The sequence below is a fragment of the Ignavibacteria bacterium genome (assembly GCA_017302895.1).
GTDB lineage: Bacteria > Bacteroidota > Ignavibacteria > Ignavibacteriales > Ignavibacteriaceae > UTCHB3.
This window is the reverse complement of the sequence record JAFLBV010000003.1, coordinates 22,351-38,099: the sequence shown is the minus strand read 5'-3', so window position 1 is coordinate 38,099 and position 15,749 is coordinate 22,351. Positions and strand designations below refer to the sequence as shown.

Sequence of the window (15,749 nt, the reverse complement as noted above, 5' to 3'; positions counted from 1 at the left end):
CAGGCTGTATCGAGAGTCTGCCACCGGTCAATCCGGAGCCTCACGATACAGCTTTTTTTTTGAATGAGAGAATTGGATGAGACTTGTACTAAATGCCGCAGAAGCCCGTGAAGCCGACAGAATAGCAATTGAGGATTTCGGTTTTGAAAGTATGATTCTGATGGAGAATGTGGGGAGAAGTGTAGCTGCTTTTCTCGAAACGATTCAGGCCGAAACGAAGACTGTCGCAATTATTTGTGGCAAGGGAAACAATGCCGGTGACGGTTTTGTAGCTGCTCGTCATCTTCGCGACATGCACTGGAGAGTGACTGTGGTTTTTGTGGATGACCCTGACGAGTTTTCAGAAGACGCAGGAAATGCTTTCGAGCTTTTGACAGAGGTAGCTGGCGACATATCAATTTTCCAATATCAAAGTGTCACACAGTTAAAAGAACTTATTGCTTCGAGCTATGTGATTGTGGATGCACTTCTTGGTACAGGTTCCAAAGGTGAGCCGAGGTATCCCTATGATGAGATAATTGTGGCATTGAATGAACTCAGAGCTGTGAAGGTGGCCATTGACATCCCTTCGGGACTTGATCCTGACACCGGAAACGGAGGGATTGTCTTCGAAGCCCATTATACAGTTGCATTGTGTACATTAAAAAAAGGCTATTTCTACGGCAAGGGAATGGATTGCCGTGGTGTGATCGACTACGGATACATCGGGATCAAAGAGGATCTGCTTGAACTTGAAGGCAACTGGTCTCTGTATGAGATGAGTGATGTAAGAAGTGTTGTGCCTGCAAAAAAGCGTACCATCAACAAATATACATCCGGAGGTCCCGTTATAGTTGCAGGCTCAAACAGATATCCGGGTTCGGCATCTCTCGTTTACCAGGCAGCTTTTTATTCAGGTTCAGGATCACCAATAATTTTCACCTCAGAAAAAGCATCAGCGGTACTGATGGCGAATGTTCCCGAGGCGGTTATCAATGAGTTTCCCGTGAATTTTAATTCCGATTCGATAAAAGCTGTTTATGATGCATTGGAGAAAAAGGAAGTGTTGCTTGCCGGTCCAGGAATCGGCAGATCACCCGAAACGACAGTTGCCCTTGAAAAGATTCTTGCGATGAATAATCGTCTTGTCATTCTCGATGCGGATGCCCTCGCACCGCTTCACGGAGGTAACTATAAAAATTATGACCTCAAAGGAAAGATTCTGTTGCCGCATACTGGAGAATTTGCAAAGATTATCGGGAAACCTTTGGAACTGATTGAGAAAAACATCTTCAAGGCAGTGGAAGACTTCACAAAAGAAACAGGTTGCATTCTGGTTCTAAAACATGCCGCGATCTTTATCTCCACTCCTGTGGGTGTTAATTATATAATTGACTCCGGAATGGATGCCCTTGCGAAGTTTGGAACAGGTGACGGACTCGCCGGTGTGATCGCCTCGACTTTTGCGCAGTTACTAGCCTTGCCCGCACTTGAGATTGAGGAAATCACCGGCTTGCTTAGCGAACAACATTTCGATACGATGGAATTTTTTGCGAGCCGCATAGCTGATGCGATACACACTTACAATCTGTCTGCGATTATTTTGGCAAAAGATTCTCCGGGTGTTTTCATTTCTGCATCATCGATGATTAAAAATTTACCTGCTGCAATGAAAAAAATTGATGAGTTTGCATGACTCTTGACAGGCAAAAGAAAAAAACCGTTGCTTTAGTTGTTTTGGTCGTTTACTGGTTGATACTGTTTCTGGGGACCACCCTTCCGTCTAGCAGTTTGCCGGACACCCCGTCGGGTGACAAAATAAATCATTTCGCCGGGTATGCTGTGTTGAGTTTTTTGCTTTTTACCTGGTTCAGGCTTAAGGATGAGTCGGGAACAGCAGACATCAAATTGTTGCAAAAATCATTTATTATCGCTTCTGTTTATGGAGTGCTGGATGAAGTCCATCAATTGCTGATTCCGGGCAGGTTTTTCGAATGGTACGACATTCTTGCTGACATCAACGGTGCCGCATTGGGTTTGGCTGTTGCCTACATAGTTTTAAGAACTTTTCCCCGGCTTTACAGGTAAAAACTGTATGATTCACAAAAGCTTTTAAGAGCATGACCGGTTCATTTTACAATTTAAAACGGAATTATCGACAGTCGTTGGAAATAAGCGCAATCGTTGTACTTTTTATGATGATCATGCTGTTCCGTTTGTACCCTTTCTCAAAAAATGTAACAAATCCTCTTGCAAAAGGGGAGGATTTGATTGAACTTGACGATGCAATTGAGCTTCCTGACAACAGGAAAGAGGAAGAGTTGCCACAAAAGAAGAGTGAACCGACAATTCCAAAACCAAAAATAGCAAAAACCGAAACTGAGGTGGCAATAAACAAGGAAATTGAAGTTACTCTAACCCCTCCAAAAGAAAAAATAAAGCTTGAAAGTCAGGATATAGACAAGGGGGATCTTTTAACTTTGGATAAACAGGGCAAATTCAAGAACAAAGAAACAAATAAAAAATCGACGGAAAAGGACGGGAAAACAAACGCTCCCAAGGATAATGTCTATTATACTGCCGTCCCGTACATGCCTGTTCCGATAGGGGGTTTTGAAGCAATACAAAGTAAGGCGGTATTTCCTCAGGCAGCCAAAGATGCCGGTGTTAGTGGAACAGTATATGTTACTGCATTCATTGATGAATCAGGAAATGTAACCTCGGTCGTGTTGACAAAAGGAATACATCCTGCATGCGATAACTCAGCACTTTCAGCAATTCGAAGAACAAAATTTGCTCCCGGGAAAAAAGACGGAAAACCGGTAAAAGTTCAGATGCTCATTCCGGTCAATTTTAAATAAGGTCATCGTTTAATACCAAAATTTTGATTAACGGGCTTTATTGTTGATGAAAAACCTTTACGGTAGTAAAATATCAGTTATTTTTAATAATTGAAAATGGAATTTTTTCTTCCAAAAATTGTTAGATCTTTTGTAATCCCTTCGTATAAATTAAATAAATTATAAAATTGATTTTGGTTCCAACAATGGATCCGGAGAATAAATGAAAATAAAAGCTGTAGTTTCAATTATTTTAATTCTTACCCCGGTTCTCTTTGCTCAGCAGGGAGAAAAGATAATTGTTAATCTCGAAAAAGCGATTACCATTGCCCTCGAAAATAACTATGATCTGAAAACCAGCAATTTGAACAAAAGAATTGCCTACGAAAAGGTGGACGAAACCTGGGGCACTGCAGTTTACCCTGATGTAAAGGGTTCCGTTAATTACCGCAGGGCTCTCAAGAAGGGTGTCTTTACAATTGACGCACCCGGTTTCAGCGGTACTTTCCCCATCGGTACCGATAATACCCTCACCACTACACTCAGTTTTACACAAAACATTTTTGCCGGAGCTGTCTTCATTGGCGCTCAGGCGGCTGAAATATATGCCAGGATTGCAGACCATCAGGTTGCTGCAACCGAGGAGGAAATCAAGTTTCAGGTTAAATCAGCCTGGTTTGGTATTCTGGTAACAAAGGAAGTGTTGAAAGTGGCTCAGGCGAATCTGGCACAGGCAGAAGACAACCTGAAAAACACAAAAATAAAATATGATGCAGGACTTGTTCCCGAGTATGATCTGGTAAGAGCGAAAGTGGCTGTTGAAACAGCTAAACCCGAACTTGAACAGGCTAACAACGCATTGAAACTTACGAAAGATGCGCTGAAAAACATAATGGGACTCAGTTACACGATGGAAATAGATGTGACCGACACTCTCGTCTACAACGATATGCCTCTTTCAGGGTTTGATCTGGTGGTCGAGAGAATGTTTAAGTATAATCCGAATATCAAGCAGCTCGAGCAGGGCATAGAACTTCGTAAAAAAGCTGTGGGTGTTTATAAATCGGAATATCTTCCTTCTCTGAAAGCATATGGTGCCTGGAATATTGAGTCTCAGGAAAATGACTCCAGAGGAATCGGGAGCTGGAGATTTAATAACTCCATCAATCTCGGGCTTGAGCTTTCTGTACCGATATTCAACGGTTGGAGTACCGATTCAAGGGTAAGACAGGCGGAACTTGAGGTGAAAATTGCTCAGGAAAATCTTAAGAAAGCCAAAGAGGGGTATGCGACTCAGATTAAAGAGACAATTCTTAAGATTGAAAATCAGAAAGAAAAATTAAAAGCTTACACTGAAGCTGTGAAACAGGCTGAACTGGCTTATTCTTTATCTGAAACCCGTTACAAATCGGGTGTCGGCACCCAGCTTGAAATTATTGACTCACAAACGGGTGTAGCGAGAGCTAAATACAACTATTTGAACGGAGTGTATGAATACTACCTCCTTTTGTCGAAACTTGAAAATTTATCCGGAAAGGAAAGTGGTGAATAACAGAATGTCGAGGATGAAAAATTTTAAAAACAGTTTGATTTTACCTGCTGTATTACTCTTATCCACCCTTTTTATCGCAGGTTGCAAGGGTGATGATTCTAAAGAAAAAGAAAAAACTAAAAAAGTTGAAAAGAAAGCCATTGTTCAGGTGGCTCCCGTAAGGCTCGAAAATTTCACCGGATTCATCGATGTAATCGGGCAGGTGAAAGCTGACAAGATTTCAAAAGTCGGTTCTGCAACAGGTGGGAAAATTGTAAGATTTAATGTTGAAAAAGGAGCCAGGGTAGCTGCCGGCACACTCATTTGTGTCCTCGATAACACGGTGTTGAAAGCAAATCTGGATGCAGCCAAGGCAGACCTTGATCTTGCAGAAATAAATCTCCAAAAGCAGGAACAAATCTACAAACAGAATGCAGGAACGGAATTTCAGTTCCTTCAGGCAAAGTATACCAGGGACGCCAAAAAAGCAATGTATGAAGCTGTAAAGGAACAGTATGAAAACACTTTTGTGAAGGCTCCTTTTGCGGGTGTTGTAGATACAAAGCATTACGAAATTGGTGAAGTTGCGGCTCCCGGTGCTCCGATTGTTACTATTATCTCAGATAACCTGAAAGTGGAAGCCGGAATTCCTGAAGCATATGTCAGTTCGATTAAACCGGGGAAAAAGGGGAGTCTGATTTTCCTTGAGCTTGACAGTCTCGTAGTAAACTCAACTGTAAGTTATGTGGCAAAATCGGTTGACGCCACAAGCCGGACAGTAAAAGTGGAAATGCGACTTCCCAACAATGGTAAATTTAAACCTGAAATGAATGCTGAAGTAAGGATTGACGATAAAGTTTACACTTCAGTTCCGGTGGTGCCCGAGGAAGTTGTTGTAAAGACAGATCTTGGATTTGTTGTATTTGTTGTTCTGAAGAAAAATGGTGTTACCGTTGCGGAGATGAGACAAGTGGAAATACTGGCACGGAGCAACAACCGGGTCGCACTTTCAGGGAATCTGAATGAAGGTGACTCCCTGGTTATTGTCGGTTACCAGACCCTTGTGAATGGTGAAAAAGTTGATGTACGATAGCGGGAACAGCAAAATATGAAAATTACAGATATTTCGATTGATAATAAAACGAGCGTTTTTGTTCTCGTTTTCATAATAGCGATTATGGGGTTCATATCTTATGTATCGCTGCCGAGAGAAGCGTCGCCAGATATTGCAATTCCTCTTGTGATCATTTCCACTCCTTATCCCGGAGTTTCACCCGAAGATATCGAATCTTTGGTTACGACACCGATAGAGAAGGAAGTGAAGAAAATTGCGGAGGTGAAGAAAATTCAGTCCTCTTCGTTTGAAGGCTACTCCCTGATTCAGGTTGAGTTTCAAAGCGGATATGATATCGAGGACGCACTTCAAAAAGTTCGGGAAAAAGTTAACAAAGCGGAAACAGAAATTCCCGCAGATGCAACCAAACCCGAAATAGTGGAAATCAATTTCTCAGAGTTCCCGATACTTACTTTCGAACTTTCAGGACCAACGGGTCTTTCAAAACTGAAAGATATTGCCGAAGAGTTGAAAGACAAAATTGAGACCATCAAAGGGGTGCTCGAAGTAAAAGTTAATGGCGGACTCGAGAGAGAAGTGCAGGTTGATGTTGATTACAGGAAACTTCAACATTATAACATCAGATTTGATGACATTATTGCGGCCGTCAGGGATGAAAATAAAACAATCCCCGGAGGAACGATTGATGTAAACCAGTCGAGTTTTCTGGTTCGTGTACCGGGCGAGTTCAAAACTCCGTACCCGCTCGAGAATATTATTGTGAAGACCAAGGAAGGTGAGGGGATTGCCCTTAAGGATGTCGCCACGCTTACTTACGGTTTCAAAGAGCGAACTTCTTTCGCAAGGACAAACAATATTGAGGCTATCTCAATCCAGATTTCAAAAAGATCCGGGGAGAATATCATCAGAATTGCGGAGGAGGTAAAACAGATTATTAAGGAGAAGGAAGCTCAACTTCCCGATGATATTAATCTGACGATTGTGACAGATCAATCCGAGGAGATTGACAAGCAGGTAAAGGAGCTCGAGAATAATATTTTTTCGGGTCTTGTGCTCGTAATCGGTATCCTCTTCTTTGCCCTTGGTATGAGAAATGCAATCCTTGTGGGAATATCCATTCCTCTAAGTATGCTGATCTCATTTTTTATTCTCCAGATGATGGATATAACCCTCAATTTTGTCGTTCTGTTTGCTTTGATCCTTGCACTCGGTATGCTTGTGGACAATGCGATAGTTATCCTCGAGAACATTCAAAAGTTTCTTGAGGAGGGCTACAACAAAATTGACGCTGCAAAGAAAGCAACTGCAGAGGTTGCCTGGCCCGTGGCATCATCCACCCTGACAACCGTAGCCGCATTCTTTCCTTTGCTTTTCTGGCCAGGTGTTACAGGCGATTTTATGTACTACATCCCGATGACAGTAATTGTTACTCTTTCATCGTCGCTTTTTGTGGCTCTGGTAATAAATCCCGTGTTTGCGGAAGTTTTTGTGAAACATGAAAGTCACGGAAAACCTGTTCTGAAAAAGTCAGTACTGGGAATAATTTCCTATCCTTTCGACTGGGGTACATACATATTCGTGGACAAGATGCTTCCTGTGGTTTTGAAATACTATGAGAAACTGCTCGATTTTTCACTCGGTGAACAACGCGAAAAAGGGAAGAAAATAAGCCTGAGGACCTGGCTGGGTATCCTGGCATTCTTCGGTATGTTTTTTGTCGAAGGGATACTGGCTCAATTTTTCCCGCTGACAGTTGAAATTATCCTTACCGCGATTCTTGGGATCCTGGTAGTTTTGATTTTCAAAAATATTCGCCTGCGGTTCATCTTCGCAGCATTTATTTCTCTTTTCTTCATTACCCAGCTTTATGGCGCCTTTGGTTTTGGTGTGGAGTTCTTCCCTGATGTCGAGCCCCGAAGGGTTTATATCAAGTTTGAGGCACCAACCGGAACGGGTATAAAGGAGACAAATGAGATAATAAACAGGATTGAAAAGAAAATTCTGACCGCAAACTTCAAGGATATTGAGAAGATTCTTGCTGTGGCGGGTGCTTCAACCAATCCATTTGATGCGGGTGCTGCCACTCCAAACAAGGGTACTATCACGGTTGAATATATCGATTACGAAAACCGTAACAAGAGCTCAAAAGAGACCACCGAAGAAATACGCAAATTAGTCGAAGGAACCCCCGGAGCCGCCATAACGATAGCCAAGGAGGAAATGGGTCCCCCTGTTGGTCTTCCGGTGAATATCGAAGTCTCCGGTGAGGACTACAATGAGATCGGCAAACTTACAGCTAAAATTCGTGATTATCTAAAGGATGTCCCCGGTTTGGTGGATGTTGATGACGATTATGATGCAGGAAAGCCTGAACTCAGGGTGGTGATTGACCGGAAAAGAGCCGCCGTTTATGGTATGAATACATCTCTTATTGCCAGTACGGTCAGAACGGCAATAAACGGTACTGAGGCTTCCAAATATCGCGTGAATGAAGATGAATATGACATTACCGTCAGGCTGCGGAAAGACCAGAGAAGCTCTGTTGATGCCCTAAAAAACCTTTTGATAATTTTCAATAATCAAAACGGTAAGACTCTTTCAGTTCCCCTGAGCAGCGTGGCAAATGTATTTCTGGACAGAGGCCCCGGAGCCATTAAACGAAAGGACCTTAAGAGGGTTATCACCATAACGGGTGACGCCGCAGAAGGGTTTAATGCAAATGCCGTACTCGATCAGGTTAAGGCAAAAATGGGAGAATACCAGTTGCCTCAGGGATATTCCGTCTCGTTCACAGGACAGAGTCAGGAGCAGGAAGAGGCTTCTGCATTCCTTGGTAAAGCATTTGGAATCGCTATCTTGCTTATATTCCTGATACTTGTTATTCAGTTCAACTCTGTTTCCCAACCGTTTATTATCATGACGGCGGTGCTTATCTCGCTTGTGGGCGTCTTTATAGGTCTGCTCGCATTCAAAATGCCTTTTGGGATCGTAATGACGGGTATCGGTGTGATCAGTCTTGCGGGTGTGGTCGTAAATAACAATATCGTGCTTATCGATTATATGAATCTCCTTAAAAAGAGAGATTTTGCCCTGAAAGATATAGCAAAATATGCAGGACTCCGAAGATTCAGACCTGTAACTCTTACGGCAGTAACCACAATTCTCGGATTGATTCCGCTCTCGTTTGGATTCGGTTTCGACATCTACACTGGTGAATTTGTTTTCGGTGGTGAAAGTGCCGAATTCTGGAAATCGATGGGTATCGCAGTTATATTCGGGCTTGGATTTGCAACATTTCTTACCCTTATCCTCGTTCCGGTTTTCTTTATGATCTGGGAAGAGTTGGGTGACGCCTTCAAATCGACATTCTCACGGAGTAAGAATGAACCGGCTCCGAAAAAGCCGGAAGCAAATGAAAATAAGGAATCTCACATTTTCGAGGATTAATTTTTTCGCAACGGGTTTTTCCTTATATTTCAGGAGACAAGAAAAACAAATTTAGATGGCTCCCGGCATAATTAAAAAAATTTCTGAAAAAGCGAACAATCTGCTGACGGGTATTTTTGACCTTCTGGTTTTTGTTCTGCTGGGCGCCATCGATTTTCTTACCCTCATACTTGGGAAATATATTAATCACCGGCTTGATTTCGATGATTTCAACCTTTGGTATATGGGTAATTTCCTCACACTCCTCTTCAGCAGCTCTTTCATTCTGTTCCTGATAATTTTTTGGGTAAAGGACCGACAGGAATTCACCAAAAAAAGGATGCTGCTTCTTATACTGTGGTTCCTGGGTTTTGCTTTCACAATTGCCGGTGGTTACATGAACCAAAGTAATTCCGGTATCGATATTAACCTGCTTGACACACCTTTCTATAAGCTTTACACAGGCGTCCTTTTTAATATCGGATTCGCTTTTAAGGCGACTCTGTCAGCGTTCGTTGTTATAAAAATATTTTCTCCGAAGCGGTGGGCTATCATCTATACAGGAGTCTTGCTTCTTTTCTACTATCTTTCAGTCTTTTTATACACCTATATTTATGTGAGCGACGGGGTAAAGGCGGGATCCACCTACAACGAAAAAAACCCTGCTGAAGTAGCGGTGGTTCTTGGCGCTGCGGTTTGGAAATATAACAAGCCAAGCACCATCCTAAAAATGAGGATTGATAAAGGCCTGCAACTCTATTCGAGAGGAATTGTACAAAAGCTGCAACTGACAGGAAGCAACGCACCCGGTGAACTTCCTGAGGCGGATGTCGCATTCTACTATTTGCTTCAAAAAAGGATCAACCCTGCCGACATAAGGATTGAATCGGAGAGCAGATCCACCCTCGACCAAATAAGCTACATCAAGAATACATTGATCGAAAGAAACGGATTTCAGAAGATTATCATTGTTTCAGATGCATTTCACCTTACCAGGGTGAAGGAAATGGCAGAGTTTTATAATCTGACCGTTGACCTCGTAAAGTCTGATCTGGTGATGTCCGATGAGTCGGTCAGGTATTACAAATTTCGTGAAGTGGTGGGCTTGATCAATTTCTGGATGTTCGGAGTCAAATAACCCCTCTGATTTTTGTATATTTAAAATCTGAATTATTCAAATTTTACTCTGATTCAGCTTTCATTTCACACCTTATGACCGATTATGCTTAAGAAAAAATCCAACAGAAGAATTATACGCGAAAAAGTACTACAGGTTTTGTACGCACACTCCTATAACCGTGACGGTATCGAAGTGACAGCGGGAGAACTTTCAGAGGAGATAACCGATGCTGCAGACAGGGAATTCTTCGAAAATCTGGTACGCAAAACTATTATGTACACTCCCGGTTTTGATGATGAGATAGAAGCACATGCAAAAAACTGGGAAATTGAAAGAATGGCTCGAATCGACAGGATACTCCTTAGAATTGGACTTTGCGAATTCAGATATTTCCCCGATATCCCCCGCAAAGTGACAATGAATGAGATTATCGAGATTGCAAAAGATTACAGTACTGCCGCAAGCGGGAAGTTTATAAACGGCTTGCTCGACAAGATGTATGAAGACCTTGAAAAAGAAGGTAAAATTTCAAAAACCGGCAGAGGGCTGATAGAAGAAACACTTACCAGGACCACAAAACCAAATGAATGAAAAAAAGAAGATATTTGTCTGGACTCTTTATGATTTTGCAAATACTTCTTATTCAATCATTGTTGTAACATTCCTCTATGCAGTTTATTTCAAAGAAACTGTAAACCTTAACAAATCCGAAGGTGATTTTTACTGGGGGCTCGGCACTTCGGTCTCGATGCTCGTTGCTGCACTTATCTCACCTGTTCTCGGAGCTGTTGCCGACTACACTTCCACCAAAAAACGCTTTCTCACTTTCTTTTCACTTGTTTGCATTGTTGCAACTTCACTATTGTATTTTGTCGGACCGGGCGATGTGGTGCTTGGGCTGGCTCTTCTCATTGTTGCAAACATCGGATTCGAAGCAGGACTGATTTTTTATGATTCATTTCTCCCGGAGATTACAAAGCCTAAAAATTTCGGCAGAGTAAGTGGTTACGGTTATGCGATGGGATATCTGGGATCCTTAAGTTCGCTGCTGATCCTTATGCCATTGATACAAATGGAGATGATAAGCGAGTCTTTCCCGGTTGCGGCACTTTTCTTCTTCATCTTTGCACTTCCTACCTTGATTCTTTTAAAGGAACATAAAAAGGAAAAACCGTCCGGAGAATCTTACTTCACGATAGGGGTGACGAGAGTAATTTTCACTATTAAGCACTTGAAACAATACAGGAATCTGGCGATTTTTCTCCTTTCCTTCTTCTTTTTTATCGAAGGGGTTAATACCATAATCTATTTCGCCGGTATTTATGCAACCACAACTCTTGGGTTCACAAAAGGGGAGTTGATAATTTTCTTCATGTCGGTTCAGGGAACTGCCATACTCGGTTCTGTAGTTTTTGGTATAATCTCCGATACAATCGGACACAAGAAGAGCCTGATGATTACGCTGTTTATTTGGATTTTTACAGTGGCTTTGGCATTCTGGATTACAGAAAAGTCATATTTCTATGTTGTGGGTTTCTTGGCGGGTGGAGCAATGGGGTCGAGCCAGTCAATTTCCCGGGCACTAATGTCTCAACTGACACCACCCGATAAAAAGACTGAGTTTTTTGGATTTTACTCTTTTTTCGGGAAGAGTTCCGCCATCCTCGGACCGCTGGTTTTTGGACTGATAAGTTCCGCAACCGGCAGCCAGAGGTACGCAATTCTTTCACTGCTTTTCTTCTTCGTGGCGGGCATCATTGTCCTTGCCTTTGTCAAAGAAGAAAATGCTGCAGCTACCTGATCAGAGGATCATCATAGTTTAATATTACATTGTCGCTTGCAGGATAACCGACACATGTGAGACAGATTCCTTTTCCAATCTCTTCATCAGACAATCCTGTTTGCTCAAGCATCACCACCTGCCCTGAAACGAGTCTCGTCTTGCATGATGTACATGAACCATATTGACAGGAGAAGGGGAGATCAATTCCCGCATTCAAGGCTGTTTCGAGTATCGAATCACCCGGTTGTACCAGCACATCGAAAGACCTTCCACCCGCAATAATCGAAACTTCTCTGGCAACGGGATCAAGATTCAGAGAGGATTCGTTTTTTATTGCAAAATTGAATATCTCACGATTGACATCCTTTCTGTCATAGCCTGCCTCGAGAGCCGCGGAAGTAATATCCTCCATCATCGACCAGGGTCCGCACATAAAAATCTGCGAATCGGATCTTATTTCCTCCGGAAGTGAATTTAGGATATCGAGAGCTTTCTCTCTGTTTATTCTCCCTTTACTGCCGTTCCACCCGTTGAGTGGTTGAGTAATGTGATTGATAAGGGTGAATTTCCTGTTGCTCATCTGCAGTTTATTGAGACGATCCCGGAATATTATACTGTTTTCATTTCTGTTTACGAAGTGAAGAATTATGTTCTCAATTTTTTCATCTTGTATGGCATCCTCGATTATCGAGAGAAGAGGAGTTATTCCGCTTCCGGCACCAAATGCGATGATATTCTTTTTTTCAGTTGGACGCCTTATGAAGTTACCCATAGGAACCAGTGCCGGCAGGATATCGCCTTCCTTCAGATTGTCCATCCTATTGTCTGATACATATCCGCCGGGTACTTTTTTAATCGCAATACCGGTCTCGGGAAGTTGGGAAGGATGCGTAAAAATTGAATAACACCTGCGGATTTCCTTACCATCCTGATCAAATACAAATGTCAGGAACTGTCCTGATTTAAATGAGAATTCTTTACCGTCAACTTCTTTCAACAAGATCGATATTGCATCGTCTGTTTCGTGGACTATTTTTTCAACTCTGAGTTTTAACAAACCAGATTGGGTGAGAATAGACATGATTACCTTGTTTTTTCAAAATTACAATACTGAAATATAATAATAATGAAACAGAATTATAATGGTAAAAGGTTCATTTCGGCAAAGACTTCTTTTCCCTTGTTTCTGCCATACCAGAGGTGAATTTTCTCAATCCATTCGTCCTTGGGCATGTTTTGGGCTGTCCATTCATTAATCTGATCCTGTAATACCTTTGGTCTTGCGCCCCACTTCCAGAGCTGGTTCCAGTTTTCATCAAAAGCGACAACTATCGGAATGCTCTTTTTCCCGTTTGTCAGATACATGTCCATTACTTCCGGAAATGTATCCCTTTCGACCACCCTCAGATCGATATTGGGGTTCAACTGACTCATTTTATAAAATTCGGGTGAACTTTGTGCCGAGTCACCGCACCAGTTTTCTGTGATCAGCATCCAGTATTGTTTCTCTTTTAAGGCTTTTATTTTTGTTGCGAGTGTTTCATCCACGGGATGTGTTTTGAGCACCCGTTTCATTCTTTGAAGGTTCAGCTTAGTGTAATTGAACAGATATTTCTCATCCTCTGAAAGTGAATCAACGACAGTTGTTTCTACATAATCTTCAGTTTTTTTAAGAAAGTCTTCAAATTTGATTCCGGCCTCGAAACTTTTGGATAAAATATTTTTTGACATTTTGATCTCTTTTTATAAATAACATTTGGTTAACTATATAATGGAACAACTGTTCAAAAAAATGAACAGTTCCATATTTTAAAAAGTGCACAAAATGGCTCAAAATCGAAAGAAAATAATTGGCACGGTTGTTGTATCATAAGAGGCAAACAAAGAGAGGTTTACAATGAAACGGATATTATTTGCAGTTTTGGTTTTTGCAGCCTTGGCATTTAACACAAATGCTGATAACAGCTTCAACCGTGGAAGGTTCAACGCTTTCCATAAAGAACTTAGATCTTACGGTTACTGGATGGAGATAGATAATGTCGTCGTCTGGAAACCCTCAAGAGTAAATTCAAACTGGCAGCCTTACACTTACGGACGGTGGGTCTACACCAGCTACGGTTGGTTCTGGGATTCTGACGAAGCGTTTGGCGACATAGTTTTTCACTATGGAAGATGGTACTACGACAACTGGGAAGGCTGGGTATGGGTTCCCGGATACGATTGGGCTCCGGCATGGGTAGAGTGGAGATACGATGATGACTATATTGGATGGGCTCCTTTGTCACCCTACGCAATTTTCAGTCCAAACTACGGAATCTCTTTCTCGATCAACATTGTGATTCCTGTTCACCACTGGAGATTCGTAAGAATCAGAGACTTCCACAGACATAATATATACGATTACTACTTTAGTGGATATGGTGCCGAAAGATGCTATGAAAGAACAAATTCATTCTCAAACTACAAATATCGCGACCGCGTGGTAAATGAAGGTATCGATCCAAGAATCGTTGAAAAAAGAGGTGGTGGCAACATCAGAACCAGGGATCTCGATTTCACGAATGCAAGCGATCGTGGTAATAACAGATCGGATGGAAATGTAAAAGTCAGGAACATTGACCTGAACAGAACTTCCGACAGAAACGATGAAAAAGTGGAAATCACAAGAACCAGAAACAATGGCGACCTGAGATCTGACAAAGTTGATGAATCGGCAAGAGAAATCACAAGGGAAGTGAAGAACAATACCGGGACAAGGAATATCGACAGAAAAGATGACTCGAGAGAAGTGACAAGAAATGATAACAGGACCGTAACCCGTGATAATGGCAGCAGCACTTCAAGAGATGTAAAGAAAGACGATAACAGACCTGTAACCCGTGACAATAGTGGCAACACTTCCAGAGAAGTAAAAAGAGATGACAACAAGCCTGTAACCCGTGACAACACAACGAGAGAAGTGAAAAAAGACGATAACAGACCTGTAACCCGTGACACCGGCGGAAGCTCTTCAAGAGATACAAAACGGGACAATACCGTCAGGGATACTCCAAAGAAAGATACAACCCCCAGAAACACCGATCGTGGCAGCTCCGGCTCGACCAGTGGATCAAGGGAAAGAAAAACTAGATAAATTAATAAGATGTTGGTGAATCCGAGGCTGTTCCGAAAGGGCAGCCTTTTTTTATATATAAAAAGGGATTCAACCCTGGCAGGCTAAATCCCAAACATCAAACTAATATATTCCGAATTAAGCTTCGGGTTCAGCTTTCGGTTTTGTGTATTTCTTTATAACTCCGATGATTGCCGGTGCCAGTGAAATCACAACAATAGCGGCTAAAACGATCGTAAAATTTTGTTTTACGAAGGGGAGGTTACCGAAAAAATATCCAAGATACACAAAAATGGCAACCCAAAGCACACCACCCACAGCATTGTATGAAATAAACTTTTTATATTCCATCTCACCAATTCCAGCAACAAACGGAGCGAAAGTTCTGATGATGGGGAAAAACCGTGCAAAAATAATCGTTTTTCCGCCATGTTTTTCGAAAAACTGATGTGTTTTCTGCAGATGTTCCTTTTTAATAAACCGGCTGTTCATCGTATATGCCCGGTGACCAATCTTTTTCCCGATATAATAATTTACCGAGTCACCCAGAAAAGCTGCAACTGCCAGAATCAAAAATACCAGATGGGGGTCGAGATCACCTTTCGCACCGAAAGCTCCCGCTGCAAAAAGCAACGAGTCACCCGGCAGAAACGGAGTGACCACGAGGCCCGTCTCACAAAAAATAATTAAAAACAAAATACCATAAGTCAAAGCACCATAATCTCTGATCAACTCACCCAAATGTACATCCACATGCAAAATAAAGTCGAACAAATAAAGAATAAAGTCCATAATTTTCCTGAAAAAAGAGAATATTTAACCCGTGAATTTAACCAAAAGGGAGGGATTTGAGGGGGAATTTTTTGTGGGGGTGGAGTTCTTT

13 protein-coding genes are annotated in these 15,749 nt (G+C 42.0%); 10 read left to right on the top strand and 3 right to left on the bottom strand.

The genetic code is table 11. From position 1 onward, the window contains the following. The first annotated feature begins 76 nt into the window (after positions 1 to 76). The 9 genes from J0L60_12450 (at position 77) to J0L60_12410 (ending at position 11,772) form a co-directional block, all read left to right on the top strand. A complete protein-coding gene (locus tag J0L60_12450; GenBank protein MBN8546933.1) occupies positions 77 to 1,675 on the top strand; it encodes an NAD(P)H-hydrate epimerase in 1,599 nt (532 codons plus the stop codon). Beyond that, a complete protein-coding gene (locus J0L60_12445) occupies positions 1,672 to 2,067 on the top strand; it encodes a VanZ family protein (protein ID MBN8546932.1) in 396 nt (131 codons plus the stop codon). The genes J0L60_12450 and J0L60_12445 overlap by 4 nt, the downstream gene beginning before the upstream one ends. 77 nt (positions 2,068 to 2,144) lie before the next feature. After that, positions 2,145 to 2,840, top strand: coding sequence for an energy transducer TonB (locus J0L60_12440; GenBank protein ID MBN8546931.1), 696 nt, complete (start codon positions 2,145 to 2,147; stop codon positions 2,838 to 2,840). A gap of 202 nt (positions 2,841 to 3,042) precedes the next feature. Next, positions 3,043 to 4,371 carry a TolC family protein gene (locus tag J0L60_12435; GenBank protein ID MBN8546930.1) on the top strand — a complete coding sequence of 443 codons (1,329 nt, stop codon included), beginning with the start codon at positions 3,043 to 3,045 and terminating at the stop codon, positions 4,369 to 4,371. A 13-nt stretch (positions 4,372 to 4,384) separates the two neighbouring features. Next, complete coding sequence (locus J0L60_12430) at positions 4,385 to 5,443, top strand: efflux RND transporter periplasmic adaptor subunit (GenBank protein MBN8546929.1); 1,059 nt, start codon at positions 4,385 to 4,387, stop codon at positions 5,441 to 5,443. Between the two features lie 15 nt (positions 5,444 to 5,458). Next, complete coding sequence (locus tag J0L60_12425) at positions 5,459 to 8,872, top strand: efflux RND transporter permease subunit (GenBank protein MBN8546928.1); 3,414 nt, start codon at positions 5,459 to 5,461, stop codon at positions 8,870 to 8,872. A gap of 55 nt (positions 8,873 to 8,927) precedes the next feature. Next, the gene (locus J0L60_12420; GenBank protein ID MBN8546927.1) at positions 8,928 to 9,989 is read left to right on the top strand and encodes a YdcF family protein; all 1,062 of its coding nucleotides are present in this window, start codon (positions 8,928 to 8,930) and stop codon (positions 9,987 to 9,989) included. A gap of 84 nt (positions 9,990 to 10,073) precedes the next feature. Further along, a complete protein-coding gene (nusB, locus tag J0L60_12415; protein MBN8546926.1) occupies positions 10,074 to 10,562 on the top strand; it encodes a transcription antitermination factor NusB in 489 nt (162 codons plus the stop codon). Next, entirely contained in the window at positions 10,555 to 11,772 is a 1,218-nt protein-coding gene (locus J0L60_12410; GenBank protein ID MBN8546925.1) for an MFS transporter, read from the top strand. The genes nusB and J0L60_12410 overlap by 8 nt, the downstream gene beginning before the upstream one ends. Here the strand turns inward: J0L60_12410 and J0L60_12405 are convergent. Both J0L60_12405 and J0L60_12400 read right to left on the bottom strand, forming a co-directional pair. Beyond that, a complete protein-coding gene (locus J0L60_12405) occupies positions 11,765 to 12,835 on the bottom strand; it encodes a ferredoxin--NADP reductase (protein MBN8546924.1) in 1,071 nt (356 codons plus the stop codon). The genes J0L60_12410 and J0L60_12405 overlap by 8 nt on opposite strands. Positions 12,836 to 12,891: 56 nt before the next feature. Then, positions 12,892 to 13,485 carry a thioredoxin family protein gene (locus J0L60_12400; GenBank protein MBN8546923.1) on the bottom strand — a complete coding sequence of 198 codons (594 nt, stop codon included), beginning with the start codon at positions 13,483 to 13,485 and terminating at the stop codon, positions 12,892 to 12,894. 166 nt (positions 13,486 to 13,651) lie between these two features. Here J0L60_12400 and J0L60_12395 point away from each other — a divergent pair, with 166 nt between their 5' ends. Beyond that, positions 13,652 to 14,887, top strand: coding sequence for a hypothetical protein (locus J0L60_12395; GenBank protein ID MBN8546922.1), 1,236 nt, complete (start codon positions 13,652 to 13,654; stop codon positions 14,885 to 14,887). A 117-nt stretch (positions 14,888 to 15,004) separates the two neighbouring features. On the opposite strand, the gene J0L60_12390 is transcribed toward J0L60_12395, so the two are convergent. Beyond that, entirely contained in the window at positions 15,005 to 15,658 is a 654-nt protein-coding gene (locus J0L60_12390; GenBank protein ID MBN8546921.1) for a DedA family protein, read from the bottom strand. Between the last annotated feature and the right edge of the window lie 91 nt (positions 15,659 to 15,749).